Below are 17,519 nucleotides of genomic sequence, written 5' to 3' on the forward strand. Positions count from 1 at the left end.
GATGAAGTTTCAATTATCAGAATGGGCTATCAGAAAGCCAATTCCCACTATTGTTATTTTCTTGGCTCTCACTATCGCCGGGTTATTTTCCTTTTCTGAGTTACCCATTAATGCCAACCCTGTGATTAATTTTCCGGTTGTGACTGTAACTACTTCACAAAGTGGTGCTTCACCTTCTGAATTAGAAAATGCAGTGACTCAACCTATCGAACGGGCAGTTTCTGGCTTACCGGGAATTCGGCATATTAACTCAACCATTACTGATGGTGTCTCTATAACGGTTATTGAATTTAATTTGAAGGTTGATCCTAATGTCGCCGTTAATGATATTCGTGAGCAAATTACCCAAATTCGGGCAGAATTACCTCAAAATATAGATGAGCCTTTAATAAACCGTATTGATGTAGAAGGCGGAGCTATTCTGAATTATGCCGTTCAGTCAAAGAGTAAAAATTTAACCGAATTATCCTGGTTTGTTGATGACAAATTAAGTAAGCATCTATTAACTGTACCAGGGGTACAAAAAATAAGCCGTTCGGGTGGGACAAACAGAGAAATACTGGTTGAACCCGACCCGGTAAAACTGGCTGCGTTAAAGATCAGTGTTGCAGATATTAACCGGTTATTGCTCCAGAGTAATGCCAATATTCCTGGCGGGAGAATGGTTATAGCAGAGCAAGGTCATTCTATCCGTATCTTAGGAGCCAAAAATCAATTAGATTATCTGCGTAAATTAAAGTTTCCTTTAGAGAATAATAACTGGGTCACTTTGGGCGATATTGCCACGATTAAAGACTCCCATTCAGAAACAACGTCTATTTCCCGTCTGAACGGTAAACCTGTTATTGGTTTTGCCGTATTCCGCACTAAAGGTTCAAGTGATACCGTGGTAGAAAAAGGAGTCACAAAAGCATTAGAGAGAATTAAAAACGAGAATCCTGATGTTAACATTAAACTTGTTTCATCAAATGTGAAATACACAGTGGCCAGTTATAACGCCACTATGCAGACATTAATCGAAGGTGCAATATTAACAGTCATTGTGGTGTTTTTCTTCCTGAAAAGTTGGCGTGCTACTTTAATTGCAGCAATTGCGTTGCCATTATCTATTTTACCCACATTTGTTATTCTGCATTTATTTGGTTACACATTAAATAGCATCACATTATTAGCATTAACGCTGGTAATCGGTATTTTAGTTGATGATGCGATAGTCGAAATAGAGAACATAGAAAAATATATTGAAAGAGGAGAAAGGCCTTATATTGCAGCGATCAAGGCATCCAATGCCATTGGGTTCGCAATCATCGCGATTACTATTACGATTGTCGCTGTTTTCCTGCCGGTCAGCTTTGTTGGCGGTTTCGTAGGTAAATATTTTGTCCCCTTCGGCATTACCGTATCTGCGGCAGTTTTATCATCCTTACTGGTTGCCAGAATGGTAACTCCTCTGATGTCCGCTTATCTGTTATTACCGAAAAAGGCATCAACGAAAAAAGCATTGTCTGAACAAAACAGTGAAACAGGTAAAGCCGAAACACCGAAATGGATCAAGAAATATGTTGCCATTCTGGATAAGACACTAAAATCTCGCAAAACAGCCTTAGCATTAGCTGTCGTTTTTCTGTTTGGTTCACTCAGTCTGCTTGAGCTATTACCCTCTGGCTTTTTACCTAAATCCGATATCAGTATCGCTAGAATAGATATTGAAGCCCCACCCGGAACACAGGTGGCGCAAAGCGATAAACTTTTACAGCAGATTATTAAACAGTTTAAAGCCCGTCCAGAAATTGTAGATATTTTCTCTATTGCAGGTGTTGAAGGAACAGCCGGCGATATTAATCAAAGCAAAAGCACTATTATCGTCAATTTAGTGCCCATCAATGATCGCAAATTGTCACAAAAAGAGTTTGAACAGTCACTGACGCCTATCTTAGATGCAACGCCGGATATTCGCTATACCTTTGGCAGTAGTGATGGAAATCGGGATGTTTCGATTGTTTTAGCCAGTGATTATCCAGAAATTCTGGCTCAGACAACAAGACAGTTGCGTCAGGAAATGATGCAGTTGAATGGATTAAAGAATATTCAAATTTTGCAACCATTACCCAAACGGGAAATTATCATCACCCCGAATATTGCTGAGGCTGCCAGAGCGGGAGTAACAACAGATGCTATTGGTGCAGTGATTAAGACCGCAACCATCGGTGAAATCAACGCCAATGTCTCTAAATTTAATTTACCAGACAGACAGGTTCCGATCCGTGTCTTATTATCCAAAGAGGACAGGGATAATCTGAATGTGCTAAGTAATATGTACGTTAACAGCACATCTGGGGTTAATGTCCCGATAAAATCGGTCGCTGATATCTCCTTTGGTTCAGGGCCTGACACTATAGAACGCATTTCCAGACAGCGTAAAGCTGTGATTGAGGCTGATCTGAATGGTATCGCAATTGGCACTGCACTAGAGCAGATCAATCAATTACCAACATTGAAAAAATTGCCACCAGAAGTTAAAAGAATCCAATATGGTGATATTGAATACATGAATGAGATGTTTGAACGTTTCTCTACCACCATGATGCTTAGTATCCTGATGGTATTGGCTATTCTGATGATTCTGTTCAAAGATTTCTTACAACCCATGACGATTCTGATTGCCCTGCCATTTGCTATCGGTGGTGCCATTATCGCTTTACTTATCTATAATGCCACGATTGATATGCCCGTTATTATCGGCATATTAATGCTAATGGGAATTGTCACCAAAAACTCAATCTTACTGGTTGAGTTTATTCTCGAAAAATCCCGCTCTGGTATGTCACGAACTGACGCCATTATTCAGGCAGGAAGAGAGCGTGTCAGGCCAATTATCATGACAACAATTGCCATGATTGCCGGGATGATCCCTCTGGTAGTCACCAGCGGCGCAGATACCAGTTTCCGTGCGCCGATGGCGATTGCCGTCATTGGTGGGTTACTCAGTTCAACATTGCTAAGTTTGCTGTTTGTGCCCGTTATTTACAGTTATGTGGATGATTTTAAAAACTATATCGTTCCATATCTTAGAAAATTGTCATCGGTAACAAAAGACGATCTCAATTATCATTGATAGATGAATCAATTTGATTCTGTATCTAGCCTTTGGAGGAATATAAGGTGAAAAAACAGACCGAAAAACAGCGAGCCAAACGTAAACATATTATTGATGCGGCTATCTCCTGTTTTATCGAGAAGGGATTTCATGCAACATCAACAGCAGAAATCTGCAAAGCAGCAGGTATGAGTCCCGGCAACCTGTTTCATTACTATCCAACCAAGAGTGCCATTATTGAAGCGATTGCAGAAGAAGACAGTCACGACTATGACGAAATTTTAGCTGCCTGTCATGATGAAAATTCAGTGGTTGCCACAATAGAAAAATTGTTGGAAAAGCTGATACAACTCTATAACGAACCCGGCTATGCACGCCTTAGTATTGAGATTATCGCTGAGGCCAGCCGGAATCCTGCTATTAATAAGATATTTATCGAGAATGAGAAAAAAGTCCGGGAGCGTTTTACGCGACTACTCAATAAAGGCATTGAGAATGGGGAAATTGATAAAAAACTTAATGCTGAACAGACTGCTTCCTGGTTGATGATCGCCGTTGACGGTGCTATCGGAAGGCAAATCATGGGATCTGATTTTAAATGGCGTGAAGGCCTTGATGCTCTTATTTATTTAATACGAAAAGCCTTTACTCCATAACTCTTACAACCGCTTTCTGATTAAGGCATTTGCCTTAATCAGACCAATGCGACTCTTTTTCTCCATTTTATTTCTTTTTCACACCGTACTTGTTATACATCACGCTATACACCACTTTCCCGACATTATTATGTCTGAATTTTAGCTGAACCCGACAATCCCTCTAATCAACCAACAATCTCTCCCATCAACCAGTAGCGACACGCGTCCAGCTAAGGTATCATTGCCCGCTATATTATTGGTACACGCCCTTTATCAATCGAATTTATGGCAAAAGAACAAACTGATCGCACCACACTGGATTTGTTCGCAGATGAACGCAGGCCAGGGCGACCTAAAACAAATCCGCTGTCCAGAGATGAACAGCTTAGGATCAATAAACGCAACCAGTTGCGCCGGGATAAAGTCAAAGGACTGCGTCGGGTGGAACTAAAACTCAATGAAGATGCTGTTGGCGCTCTCAACCATCTGGCAAAACAGCGCAATATCAGCCGCAGTGAATTGATTGAACAGATGTTGCTGGCTCAACTGGCAACAGAGAATCGCCTTACCAATTAACGGCTTTAATTCAACAGAATGAAGCGGCGTCACCACACAAATCTGACAGACTTGTCACTGATGTTTGGTCAAAATAACGTTTTTCATTTTAATAAAACTGCTATTTTTCCTGCTGATTTCAGCGTGACGTGTATAGATTTCATACACTACTAATAGAACAAGAGGTTAATCTACTTTATGGCAATAATAGGTATATTCTTCGGCAGCGACACTGGCAACACAGAGAACATTGCCAAAATGATCCAAGAAAAACTGGGCGGTGCTGATGTTGCGGAAGTTCACGATATTGCCAAAAGCAGCAAGGAAGATCTTGAAGCCTTCGATATCCTGCTGCTAGGCATTCCAACCTGGTATTACGGCGAAGCTCAATGTGACTGGGATGATTTCTTCCCAACTCTGGAAGAGATCAATTTTGAAGGGAAGTTAGTTGCCCTGTTTGGTTGTGGTGATCAGGAAGATTATGCAGAATATTTCTGTGATGCTATGGGCACCATCCGCGATATTATTGAACCTCGTGGTGCAATTATTGTTGGTCACTGGCCAACTGAAGGGTATCATTTTGAAGTCTCTAAAGGTATGGCTGACGATAATCACTTCATTGGTCTTGCTATTGATGAAGATCGCCAACCAGAATTGACCGAAGAGCGTGTTGATGCTTGGGTACAGCAGATTAAGACTGAAATGAGCCTGTCAGAGATCCTCGGCGCATAAAAGATATCCGCGTGTGTATATAAGGAAACAATTACCTTTTGCGCGGGATAATTCTTGAATTATGTGTCATGATAGCGAGGTGGGCATGGTTTTCATTTTCAATATCCATGCCTATAATCTACAGCGTGAAACTAAATCATGATTCTCTCACGATACCCCAAGTATCACAAGTTCACTAAACTCAAGTTACAGGACTGAATCCGCATGACCGACAACAATAAAGCATTGAAAAATGCTGGACTTAAAGTAACACTTCCTCGCCTGAAAATTCTGGAAGTGCTACAGGACCCAGAATGCCATCATGTCAGTGCGGAAGATCTCTATAAAAAACTGATTGATATCGGTGAAGAGATTGGCCTCGCCACTGTCTATCGCGTGTTGAACCAGTTCGATGATGCCGGCATTGTCACTCGCCATAATTTTGAAGGCGGTAAATCGGTTTTTGAACTCACTCAGCAACATCACCATGACCATCTTATTTGCCTCGACTGTGGTAAAGTGATTGAGTTCAGCGATGAGTCCATTGAAGAACGTCAGAAAGATATTGCTGCACGTCATGGAATCAAGTTGTCAAATCATAGTCTCTATCTGTATGGTCACTGTACTACAGGTGATTGCCGCAAAGATAGTACGTTACATGATGAGAAAGCATGATAAGAAGGCACGGTAAGAAGTGATACATACTACTCACTTCCAATATCTGCTCTTGTCAAAAGAAGCTGCTGCCGATTAGCCTAAGCTAATCGGCAGGTTGCTTTTTTTACAGGCGATTATTTTTGATATACGTCTTCAATTCGACTAAAACGCTTACCATCAGTGCTAACAGAACGGACTTTCACATTACCTTCAACGTGCGGTCTTTGTCTGTCATCATAAATTTCCCAAGTTTTACCATCATTCAACGAGTACTGAATTGCCAGCCCCGGCAAGGCAATGTTTGCTTCCAATGTCCCTGACACAATTCTTGCTCCCGGTATTGGTAATCGATATGCAACATGCGCCTTATCCAGTTTTGCCATCTCACGTTGCCCCATTAAATTGGCAAAACGACGCCAATCATTATTGAGTTTATCGGTTTCAATATACCGTGTGATTCCGCCTTTATATTCCCTGCCCTGTTGGTAATTCTGTTCCCATTCAGCTTGATGCCATGCACGTTCCGCCAGCGGCAGCAAACGCGGATAAATCATATATTCCATTTGCTGATCAGTACGTACCGTTTCACTCCATAATAGCCCTGACATTCCATACGCCCCCGGCCAACGTTTATTACTGGTGGTATTGAAGTAATTACCATTGATATCCATCGAAGTTTCGGCATTTTGTGGCATATTATTTGGTGCAAAACTGAAGATTTTGGCTTCATCATTAAAACGGGATGCCCAATAATAGCCCCGCTCTTTCGGATTGACTTCATACGGCATATCCAGGTAAACATAATCAGGACTGGAAACAACGACACGATAATCTTTGTTTGCCCAGTCATTAACGGAATCATAACCTCCCCAATAGAGCGTATCCCAAAAGTTTACCGTAACATACTGAGTAGCAAAGTCTTTCGCCGATTTTGCATGTTTCAGACCATCCTGCCATGACTGCATCGCCTCAATACCATGAGCATTGACAATCTTACTCACTTCAATCGCAAAGTAACTGGCCAGCTCATCAACATCTTTGATAGTACCCTTCGCAATCATTTTTTGACAAGCCTGAGATTTTGCCCATGGTTTGTCTTCGATTTTTTTATTTATGATCCCTTTACCCGGTTCAATTGGGCCATCTTTATCCTGATAACCCGCCCCTAAACGAATATTTTTCGCTTCATCACCGCCAAAGTGCCATGTTTTCAGTGATGTCCCGGCTTCTTTGTGCATGGCAACAATTTCACTGATGACTTTGTCAACAAAACGTTTGGAAGAATCCATACACGGGTTCAGATAGCTATGGCGATCGTAAAACTGTACAGATGTCGTATTTGAGGTATCCGTCGGATCGAGCAAACGGTACTCATTGGCTTCCTGTAGCTTTCCTTCTGCCACCAACTTTTTATAACGGGCTTCCATAGACATTACCGCTGCACGGGCATGGGCCGGAATATCAATTTCTGGGATCACCTCTATCTGACGAGCCTTAGCATATTTCAAGATATCAATGTAATCCTGACGGCTAAAATAGCCACTTCCCATATTATTACTTGCTGGCCCTGAGCCTAATTGCGGTAGCAAACATTGTGTCTCAGTTAAATCATGACAACGTTTGCTGCCAATTTCTGTTAATTCCGGTAAACCGGGAATTTCCAGACGCCAGCCTTCATCATCACTCAAATGGAAATGGAATTTATTCAGTTTATAAGCCGCCATTTGATCGAGCAGACGCAAGACCGCTTCTTTACTATGGAAATTCCGTCCGACATCGAGAAAAATCCCCCGATATTCAAATCTGGGTGCATCTTTTGCTGTTAATGTGGCTATTTTCGGTACACCATTGGCCGGAAGAAGAGAAAACAGTGATTGCAGTCCATAAAATACACCGGATTCATCAAAAGCAACAATTTGCGCTCCCTTAGTCGTGATATTCAGGGAATAAGCCCCTTTAACCCGCCAATCACCGGTAAATTTGTCAGCATTAATCTGAGTCGCAACCCGATAACCGCTATCGGTTAACTTAATGTTATAATCAGCAAAACGCTCTCGGATAACCCGAATTGAAGCGTTACTCAACCCTCCCAGTTCCAATCTCACTCCATGAGACAAATTGACATCCTGTGAATGAATGGACAATTTTCTGGGCGTTGGGATAATTTGCCCACGCAATTTAACCTCATCCATTAATGACATCTGGCTGTTTTTCTCAAAACGGCTTTCAGGTGTCATCAGGATATTGTTATCTGTCGTCGTTCGTTTCCACTGCTCCCCTTTAAAATCAGATAAAAATGCACTCAGATCCTCAGTATCAGTATTAGTCAGTACCTTGGGAATCGCATCACCGGAAGTGGCATACCAGCGTGGCATAAAATCTGTACTGTAAATCTGCCAGTATTCACCAATAATAGGCAGTGAGATCTTCTCTTTGGCCTTGATCCCACTGAACTTTTCTGTCGGTTCTAATTTATGCAAATCACCTGTGATATGCGTGATTTTGTATTGCTCATGATCAACGTTCAGAATTTGGCGAATGCTATGAAAATAGAGTGCCCAATCGGCAGAATCAATTACCTGATCGCCATTGGTCAGTGTGATATTAACCCGATTACAAGCGGCCCCATTTGCACCTAAGATGGCACAATCAGTCCCATGTGATCCGGCCTGGTTGTCTACGATGCTAAAATTCACGCTTAACTGACTAAGTGAATCCACTATCTGCTGTGATGACATTTCCGCATGAATATTTTCCGCATAAGTACCTGCCGTGAACCCAGCCGCCATGATAATTGCTGCTAAAGTGTGTAATTTAATGCTTTTCATTAATGACCTCGTCCGAGTTTTTTATTTTGGCCCAGAACAGAAGACTGTTTTTGATATCACAAAACGGTTTTGTACAACGGTTTTGCGCAACATAGCATCAATGCGAAATAACCCTATACAAAATGTGACTATAAGGCAATTTTTAATCTTGGCAGGAGGAGTTAATTTTCATTACGAGACTTTTAAGCATAAAAAAAGCGCGATAATAATCACGCTTTTTTCGTGTATTCAACTTACATTATTCTTTAGAGATTTTCGCCCAAGTATCACGCAAGCCTACAGTACGGTTAAATACTAAACGTTCAGGACTTGAGAGTTTGCTGTCAGCACAGAAATACCCTTCACGCTCGAACTGATACGTTTTTTCCGACTGTGCTTTTGCCAGCCCCGGTTCAACAAAACCTTTACGTACCACTAATGACTCTGAATTAATCGTAGACAGGAAATCCTCTTCTGCCCCTGGGTTCGGTACACTGAACAGACGGTCATACAGATAGAATTCCGCAGGGGCAGCATGTGCGGCACTGACCCAGTGAATAACCCCCTTCACTTTGCGACCGTCAGCCGGATCTTTATTCAGCGTCTGCTCATCATAGTGACAATAAATAGTAGTGATATTACCTTTTTCATCTTTTTCGACACGTTCAGCTTTAATCACATAAGCGTTACGCAGACGAACTTCTTTACCGAGAACCAAACGCTTATACTGACGGTTTGCTTCTTCACGGAAGTCTGCGCGATCAATATAAATTTCACGGCTGAAAGGCACTTCACGACTACCCATTTCTGGTTTATTTGGATGGTTAGGCATTGTCAGAATGACTTCACCTTCCGGCATATTCTCAATCACCAGTTTTACCGGATCAAGAACTGCCATAGCACGCGGCGCGTTTTCATTCAAATCATCACGGATACAAGATTCCAACGCGGCCATTTCAACGTTGTTATCCTGTTTAGTCACCCCGATACGACGGCAGAATTCACGGATCGCAGCAGAAGTATAGCCACGACGACGCAAGCCGGAAATCGTTGGCATACGTGGGTCATCCCAACCATCAACAACGTTTTCTGTCACCAGCTGGTTCAGTTTACGCTTGGACATCACCGTGTATTCCAGATTGAGACGAGAAAACTCATACTGACGTGGATGGCAATCAATGGTGATGTTATCCAATACCCAGTCATACAAACGACGGTTATCCTGAAACTCTAACGTACATATAGAGTGAGTGATCCTTTCCAGGGCATCAGAAATACAATGGGTGAAATCGTACATCGGATAAATGCACCATTTATTACCAGATTGGTGATGTTCTGCAAATTTAATGCGATACAGAACCGGATCGCGCATGACAATGAATGGAGAAGCCATGTCAATTTTTGCCCGCAGACAAGCTTTACCTTCAGCAAATTCACCAGCACGCATTTTTTCGAACAGGGCAAGGTTCTCTTCCACACTGCGATCGCGGTACGGGCTATTTTTACCCGGCTCTTTTAACGTACCACGATATTCGCGGATCTCATCTGGGTTTAACTCATCGACATACGCCAAACCTTTATTGATCAATTCAAGCGCATATTCATACAGATTATCGAAATAGTTAGAAGAGTAGCGAATATCACCACTCCACTGAAATCCTAGCCACTGGACGTCATTTTTAATCGATTCAACGTACTCAATATCTTCTTTAACCGGGTTAGTATCGTCAAAACGCAGGTTGCATTGCCCCTGGTAATCTTGTGCGATGCCAAAATTCAGGCAGATCGACTTCGCATGTCCAATATGCAGATAGCCATTAGGTTCAGGTGGGAAACGGGTATGTACGGATGTATGTTTACCAGTTGCTAAATCTTCGTCAATTATCTGACGAATAAAGTTTGTCGGGCGAGCATCTGCCTCACTCATCGTTTTATTCCTCAATGCAAAAAGCGTTTCAATAAACCCTTTATAATCTATTAAGCTGAACCGAGAAACAACACTTAGTTAATGGAAAATGGACGAAAAGGGCAAAGTTAGTACTAAAAAGCGATTTATGTACAATGAATTATGTACAATATCGTTAACTTTCCGTTAAAAACTGTGAAGGATACTGACAAGCCATTATAAAAAAATGGCTTGTCGTTTTTCTCATGGGGCGTTCAATAATAGCACCAAGTAAGATCAGCAAATGCGATGATTTTCCAGCACCACAATTAACTGATCCGCACAATAAATAATATGCTCTTCGCTCCAACCAGGATGCAAATACAGGCTGATTGTTCGGGGTAATAAAGAGCGAACCGTCTCACACACAACATCACGATAATTGACTGATTCAGGCGATGTCTACTCTTTTGGGTAAAATGTTTTGACTGACAGAAACTAAATGTACTGACATCACCAATTGTACCGACAGGTTTACCTTTATATTGACCTCCCAAACATTGGGCGCTGTCTTCTATTACTTTGAGATTATATTTACGGGTAATAGCGAGTATAGGATCCATATCGCAAACAACATCATAAAGATGCACAACGATAATAGCTTTCGTCTTCTCTGTAATAAGCGCTTTTATTTTAGAAAAATTTTACTGGTTATTTTTCGGTAAAAATTAGCCTTTGATTTATTGTTTAAAAAACGCTCCCCTATCACTAAATCAATATTATTATATTTAATCTGATTATAGGCATTAAAAAAATCAGATTCTTTTATTGGGAAGTCAATATTGGTATAACAGATATATTTTCCATTTGCCAAATCAACACCTCGCCGAATGCTGTATCCTTTCCCATAGTTTCCACAATTAGAAATGACCATAACATCACAATAATTCTGTTTTATTTTTGCTATATCACTATCATGAAAATTGTTTTTATCCGATATTGTTTCCCGTACTTGTTGCCTGCTCACCGCAGATTCAATAATGATATAACCCCTATCATCCCAATACTTCAAATATTGTTTCATTTTATCTTCAGAAAAACACCCTGACATTTCCCCTCCTAATCCAAAAATAAAAATTATAACCTTCTCTTATTAAGCGCTCTGCTTACACTCTTAACTGATAAAAATCCAATAACATCAATGATAAATTAGATAAATATATAAAATGATTTAGTTTTTATTGTTCTTTATTATTAGAACTATTCAAATGAAGTATTTTTATATCATTCGGTGATCGTCGAAACGATCACCGTTAGCCTGGAAGGAGAAATAAATTAATCTATTTCATTACCTGAAATAAATTTGATTCTTTAGCAATAACATGACGTTCAGCCATGATACTGATACCCGCATAGTCATCAATATTACTGATAACAATCGGACTTATCATTGACTTAGCATGAGTGTTCAGGTATTCAAGATCCAATTTCAATAATGGCTCCCCTACTGTCACTTTTACACCTTCTTCAACCAAACGCTCAAACCCCTTACCTTGTAAAGAAACGGTATCAATGCCCATGTGGATAATCACTTCAACACCGTCATCTGCCTCAATACACAATGCATGATTAGTATCGAACACTTTCACTACCGTACCTGAAATCGGTGAAAAAACAGTATCAGAGGTCGGTTTAATAGCAATCCCATCACCCACTAATTTGCTGGAAAAAGCTTCATCCGGGACATCCTCTAATTTAACCAATTCACCTGTTACAGGAGCCATTAAGGTTAAAATGACTTTTTCTTGCGACTTACGATCTTTTTTTACCTGAATATCAGGCTTTGAAGCCTGGTGTTCTGTTTCAGCCGCAATAGGTCCTTTGGTGATAACTTTCTTCATGGCATTGGCGACCAATTCTGCGCGGGTTCCAATAATAATCTGAACACTCTCTTTGTTCAGACGGATAATCCCGGAAGCACCAAGCCGCTTGACTGCTTGTTCATTAATCAAACCTGAGTCTTTTACTGATAAGCGTAAACGGGTAATACAGGAGTCAATACCCGTTAAATTGCCTGAACCGCCTACTGCTGCAATATATTTATACGCTTCTTCCTCAATATTACCTGGGCCAATGGTTTTTGCAGCCATATCGATATCATAACCATCCGTTTGTCCGGTGGAGAACAATTCACGCCCCAGTGTCAACAGGTTGAACTTTTTGATCGTGAAACGAAATATCACATAGTAGAGACAGAAGAAGACCAAACCTTGTGGAATAAGCATGTACCAGTGAACGGCCAACGGATTGCGTGAAGAGAGCAGAAGGTCAATAAAGCCAGCAGTGAAACCAAAACCAGCAATCCAGTGCATAGTCGCCGCAATATAGACTGAAATCCCCGTCATAATGGCATGCAGGACATAAAGTACAGGTGCAACAAACATGAAAGAGAATTCAAGTGGCTCCGTTACCCCAGTAAAGAATGCAGCAAATGCGCCTGCCATCATAATACCGCCAACCATTGCTCTGTTTTCAGGACGCGCGCAGTGGTAAATCGCTAATGCCGCTCCCGGCAGACCAAACATCATAATGGGGAAGAAACCTGCCTGATAACGCCCGGTAATACCGGGAATGGCTGTCCCTTCAGCAATAGATTTTGCTCCTGCCAAGAAGTTAGGGATGTCATTGATCCCCGCAACATCAAACCAAAAAACTGAATTCAAGGCATGATGTAAACCTATCGGTATTAACAAACGGTTAAAGAAGGCATAAAGCCCTGCCCCCGTTGAGCCAAGATTAGTAATACTTTCACCAAATGCCACCAGCCAGCTATAAATCACAGGCCAGATAAACATCAAGATAAAAGAGAGCAGGACCATCAAGAAGGAATTCAATATAGGCACTAAACGACGGCCACTGAAAAATGATAATGCCTGAGGCAATTCAATATGGCTGTAACGGTTATAAAGTTCGGCTGAAATAACGCCCACTAAGATGCCAACAAACTGGTTATTGATCTTACTGAATGCGACTGGCACTTCAGCAATCGGAATATTTTTAATCATTGCGATGACTGCAGGAGAGCATAGTTTAAGGACAACCATAAATCCGACTAATCCGGTCAATGCGGCAGCACCATCCTTATCTTTCGACATACCATAAGCAATCCCAATCGCAAATAATATTGCCATATTTTCGAGAATGGCATTTCCTGATGAAATAAGCAGCGCTGCCAGAGGGTTATCGGCCCCCCAACCCGTTGGATCGATCCAATATCCAACGCCAACTAGTATTGCCGCTGCGGGCAATGTTGCCACGGGCACCATCAATGCCCGGCCAATCCGTTGTAAGTAACTTAGAATGTTCACTCACGCCCCCTTAAAGCTCCATTAATGGAGTCTTTTATTTAATGAATGATGTAATGACATCACTTATGTGTTTCTTATTAAAATATTTTTATTCTAAAAAAATTATTTTTTATCACAAATTAAATCCTTCTGATATGTGATAAAAATCACCACAATTGATATTTTTTTAATCAAAATATGGCCTTAATCAAAAACTTATTTTACTATAAAAAATAACATTTCAACTTTCGACAAGTAGAACCATTACAAAGAACAGGTATGATAGACGGCTTTCCTCGACAACGGTTTGTATGGTTCCATTTTTAACCATGAATAATGCTTAAAGAGGTCATCATGAGGCTGATCCCCCTAACAAATACAAGTGATGTAGGTCGATGGTCTGCACACTACATTGCTAGTAAAATCAACGAATTTCATCCAACAACAGAGCATCCTTTTGTACTCGGCCTGCCCACTGGCAGTACACCACTGGCGACTTATAAAGAACTCATCGCGCTATATCAGGCAGGAAAAGTCAGTTTCAAGCATGTCGTCACTTTCAATATGGATGAATATGTCGGTATTCCTGCAAATCATCCCCAGAGTTACCACACTTTCATGCATCAGAATTTCTTTAATCACATCGATATCCCAAAAGAAAACATAAACTTACTCAATGGTAATGCGAAAGATGTTGATGCTGAATGTTTACGTTATGAAAATAAGATCAAGTCGTATGGAAAAATCCATCTGTTTATGGGCGGTGTAGGTAATGACGGTCATATCGCCTTTAACGAACCGGCGTCCTCCCTTTCTTCACGTACCCGGATTAAAACGTTAACGCTGGAAACGCGAACAGCTAACTCGCGTTTTTTCGATAATAATGTGGACTTAGTTCCCCAATATGCTTTAACCATTGGTGTAGGTACATTAATGGATGCCGAAGAGATCTTGATTTTGGCGACAGGGGCCCAAAAAGCCTTGGCCCTGCAAGCTGCAATTGAAGGCAACGTTAACCATATGTGGACAGTAAGTTGTTTGCAGATACACCCAAAAGCGATCATCGTCTGTGATGAACCTGCAACGATGGAGTTAAGAGTAAAAACAGTGAAATATTTTTACCAGCTAGAGGCGGAAATTCTTAATGAGTTCGCCAGTTAGTACTTAATTCAGGCGATTAGGAGACCAGAATGTACGCTTTAACTAACTGTATTATCTATACCGGACACGAAAGACTGGACGGACATGCTGTCATCATTGCAGATGGTTTGATTAAGCAAGTCTGTCCAGAAAATGAATTACCGGAACATATTGAAAAACACGATTTACACGGTGTAAATCTCTCTCCCGGATTTATTGATCTGCAAGTCAATGGCTGTGGGGGGGTTCAATATAATGAACGGCTGGAATACATTACGGAAGAGACGCTGCGTATTATGCAGGAAACTAATCAGCGTCATGGTTGTACCAGTTTTCTGCCTACACTTATCACCAGCCCTGATGAACTGATGATTAAAGCCATTGAAGTGATGCGTATCTACTTAGTCAACAATCCTAATCAGGCACTTGGATTACATCTGGAAGGGCCTTACATCAATCCGATAAAAAAAGGGACTCACAATCCAGCCTACATACGCAAACCAACATCTGAGATGGTCAATTATTTGTGTATTAATGCAGATGTGATCACCAAGATTACCCTTGCTCCTGAGATGGTCGAAGAGCAGTGCATTCACCAATTAACTGAAGCGGGTATTATTGTTTCTGCTGGTCACTCCAATGCAACTTATGAAGAGGCCCGGCGAGGGTTCCGTAATGGCATTACTTTTTCTACCCACTTATATAATGCCATGCCTGCCATTTCCGGCCGCCAACCTGGGCTAATCAGCGCTATTTATGATACATCTGAAGTCTATGCCGGCATTATTTGTGATGGTATGCATGTATCATGGCCAAATATCCGTAGCGCCAAAAGATTGAAAAATGAAAAATTAGTTCTTGTGACAGATGCTATCGTCCCTGCCGGTCTTGATTCAGCGACAAATACCCTGGAGCAATTCACTTTTGCTAATAAAACAATATATTATCGTGATGGATTATGTGTCGATGCACATGGCACACTAAGCGGCTCCTCAGTCACAATGATAGAGAGCGTCAAGAATAGTGTTGAACATGTCGGTATCGCTTTGGATGAAACATTGCGGATGGCAACTCTTTATCCAGCCAAAGCCATCGGTGTTGATAAACACCTCGGTACGATTGAAGTCGGCAAAGTCGCAAACCTGACCGCATTCACACATAATTTCAAAATCTGCAAGACCATAGTTAACGGAAACATAGTCCACGAAAACGTGGTTAACGAAAAAACAGCGAACAAAAACATAGCCAACAAAGATATTGATAATGGAAACATCGGAAACGAAGTTGAACTATCGTGAGCATAGAGTCTGATGAGTAACCATAATGCACAGAAGCAAATCGGTAATATTGACCTGGTTAAACAGCTCAATAGTGCGGTGGTCTATCGTTTGATAGACCAACATGGCCCGATATCCCGTATTCAAATTGCAGAAGAAAGCCAGCTTGCGCCCGCCAGTGTCACCAAAATCACTCGTCAGTTATTAGAACGCGGCCTGATAAAAGAAATTGACCAGCAAGCTTCTACTGGCGGGCGTCGGGCTATTTCTATCGTTACAGAAACCAGCCGCTTTCATACTATTGGCATACGGCTCGGACGCCATGATGCGACAATTGCATTATTTGATATGAGTGCCAAACAATTAGCCGAAGAGCACTACTCCGTACAGGAGAGTACACAACAGGAAATCGAAAAACGGATTATCTGCGCCATTGAGAATTTCATTGCCAAAAATCAGCGGCGGATCCGTGAATTGATCGCAATTTCAATCATTCTTCCCGGCTTGGTGGATCCCGATAACGGCATCGTTCGTTACATGCCACACATAAAAGTAGACAATTGGCCATTGGTGCAAAACCTACGGAAACATTTCAATATCTCCTGCTTTACCGGGCATGACATTCGCAGCCTTGCGTTGGCAGAGCACTATTTCGGGGCCACCCGCCATTGTGAAGACTCACTTCTGGTACGCGTTCACCGTGGTACAGGAGCAGGAGTTATCATCAATAATAATATTTTGCTCAATAAACGTGGCAATCTGGGAGAAATAGGTCACATCCAAATCGAACCACTGGGTGAACGTTGCCATTGCGGAAATTTTGGCTGTCTGGAAACTATTGTATCTAACTCAGCAATAGAGGCTAAAGTACAGCATCAATTACGGCAAGGATTTCCAAGCAAATTAACCTTAAATAGCTGCACTATTCGTGACATATGCCTCGCAGCTAATCAGGGAGATCCTCTGGCAGTCGAAGTTATCAGGCAAGTAGGGCACAATCTTGGTAAAGCTATTGCCATCGCCATTAATTTATTTAATCCCCAGAAAATAGTTATTGCTGGTGATATTACGGAAGCTGAGCAAGTTCTGCTTACAGCTATTCAAAGCTGCATCAACACACAGTCGTTAAAAGCCTTCCGTGAAGATCTCCCCGTCGTTGTTTCTGAACTAAATCACTGTTCCGCAATTGGTGCATTTGCCTTAACAAAGCGAGCGATGCTCAATGGTGTACTGTTGCAACATCTTCTTGGAGGATAATTTCACCAACATCGTTGGTTTTATCATCAATATGATTACAAGCCAAACAAACAAGCGATATTACGCATATTTTTTTAAAAAAGCAGTTGACGCATCTGTCTGATATACGCATAATGCGCCCCGCACCGCCGATGAAGGCAAAGCGAAA

Annotated in this window: 12 protein-coding genes and 1 pseudogene; 8 read left to right on the forward strand and 5 right to left on the reverse strand. The window is 41.4% G+C overall.

Features of this window, described 5'->3' with window-relative positions; genetic code table 11:
- The first annotated feature begins 1 nt into the window (after position 1).
- From Xind_RS03360 to fur, 5 genes are all read left to right on the forward strand, one after another.
- Complete coding sequence (locus Xind_RS03360; RefSeq protein ID WP_187649488.1) at positions 2 to 3,115, forward strand: efflux RND transporter permease subunit; 3,114 nt, start codon at positions 2 to 4, stop codon at positions 3,113 to 3,115.
- Positions 3,116 to 3,162: 47 nt separating this feature from the next.
- Positions 3,163 to 3,753, forward strand: a complete 591-nt coding sequence (locus tag Xind_RS03365) for a TetR/AcrR family transcriptional regulator (RefSeq protein ID WP_047678746.1) — start codon at positions 3,163 to 3,165, stop codon at positions 3,751 to 3,753.
- 267 nt (positions 3,754 to 4,020) lie between these two features.
- On the forward strand, positions 4,021 to 4,311 hold the full coding sequence (gene ybfE / locus Xind_RS03370; RefSeq protein ID WP_047678744.1) for a LexA regulated protein: 291 nt from the start codon (positions 4,021 to 4,023) through the stop codon (positions 4,309 to 4,311).
- Positions 4,312 to 4,488: 177 nt separating this feature from the next.
- Positions 4,489 to 5,022: a flavodoxin FldA gene (gene fldA, locus Xind_RS03375; protein ID WP_047678742.1), complete on the forward strand. Its 534-nt coding sequence runs from the start codon at positions 4,489 to 4,491 to the stop codon at positions 5,020 to 5,022.
- A 204-nt stretch (positions 5,023 to 5,226) separates the two neighbouring features.
- Positions 5,227 to 5,676: a ferric iron uptake transcriptional regulator gene (fur, locus tag Xind_RS03380; RefSeq protein ID WP_038259894.1), complete on the forward strand. Its 450-nt coding sequence runs from the start codon at positions 5,227 to 5,229 to the stop codon at positions 5,674 to 5,676.
- 116 nt (positions 5,677 to 5,792) lie between these two features.
- Here the strand turns inward: fur and Xind_RS03385 are convergent, their stop codons facing one another.
- The 5 genes from Xind_RS03385 to nagE all read right to left on the reverse strand — a co-directional run bounded on the left by Xind_RS03385 (position 5,793) and on the right by nagE (position 13,718).
- Positions 5,793 to 8,486, reverse strand: a complete 2,694-nt coding sequence (locus Xind_RS03385) for a beta-N-acetylhexosaminidase (RefSeq protein WP_047678738.1) — start codon at positions 8,484 to 8,486, stop codon at positions 5,793 to 5,795.
- Between the two features lie 238 nt (positions 8,487 to 8,724).
- Positions 8,725 to 10,392 (reverse strand): glutamine--tRNA ligase, encoded by a 1,668-nt coding sequence (gene glnS / locus Xind_RS03390; RefSeq protein ID WP_047678736.1) that lies wholly within the window; start codon positions 10,390 to 10,392, stop codon positions 8,725 to 8,727.
- A 287-nt stretch (positions 10,393 to 10,679) separates the two neighbouring features.
- Positions 10,680 to 11,000, reverse strand: a complete 321-nt coding sequence (locus tag Xind_RS03395) for a DegT/DnrJ/EryC1/StrS family aminotransferase (protein WP_072032479.1) — start codon at positions 10,998 to 11,000, stop codon at positions 10,680 to 10,682.
- A gap of 38 nt (positions 11,001 to 11,038) precedes the next feature.
- Positions 11,039 to 11,461: a glycosyltransferase gene (locus tag Xind_RS03400; RefSeq protein ID WP_047678734.1), complete on the reverse strand. Its 423-nt coding sequence runs from the start codon at positions 11,459 to 11,461 to the stop codon at positions 11,039 to 11,041.
- A gap of 229 nt (positions 11,462 to 11,690) precedes the next feature.
- Positions 11,691 to 13,718 carry an N-acetylglucosamine-specific PTS transporter subunit IIBC gene (gene nagE / locus Xind_RS03405; protein WP_338114332.1) on the reverse strand — a complete coding sequence of 676 codons (2,028 nt, stop codon included), beginning with the start codon at positions 13,716 to 13,718 and terminating at the stop codon, positions 11,691 to 11,693.
- A 333-nt stretch (positions 13,719 to 14,051) separates the two neighbouring features.
- On the opposite strand from nagE, the gene nagB reads away from it, so the two are divergent.
- From nagB to nagC, 3 genes and pseudogenes are all read left to right on the forward strand, one after another.
- A complete protein-coding gene (nagB, locus tag Xind_RS03410; protein ID WP_187649489.1) occupies positions 14,052 to 14,858 on the forward strand; it encodes a glucosamine-6-phosphate deaminase in 807 nt (268 codons plus the stop codon).
- A 29-nt stretch (positions 14,859 to 14,887) separates the two neighbouring features.
- Positions 14,888 to 16,039, forward strand: a pseudogene (gene nagA / locus Xind_RS03415) (N-acetylglucosamine-6-phosphate deacetylase); the annotation flags it as partial.
- A gap of 108 nt (positions 16,040 to 16,147) precedes the next feature.
- Positions 16,148 to 17,371 carry a DNA-binding transcriptional regulator NagC gene (nagC, locus tag Xind_RS03420; RefSeq protein WP_047678729.1) on the forward strand — a complete coding sequence of 408 codons (1,224 nt, stop codon included), beginning with the start codon at positions 16,148 to 16,150 and terminating at the stop codon, positions 17,369 to 17,371.
- Positions 17,372 to 17,519 lie beyond the last annotated feature (148 nt).

The organism is Xenorhabdus indica, from assembly GCF_014467235.1.
Lineage (GTDB): Bacteria > Pseudomonadota > Gammaproteobacteria > Enterobacterales > Enterobacteriaceae > Xenorhabdus > Xenorhabdus indica.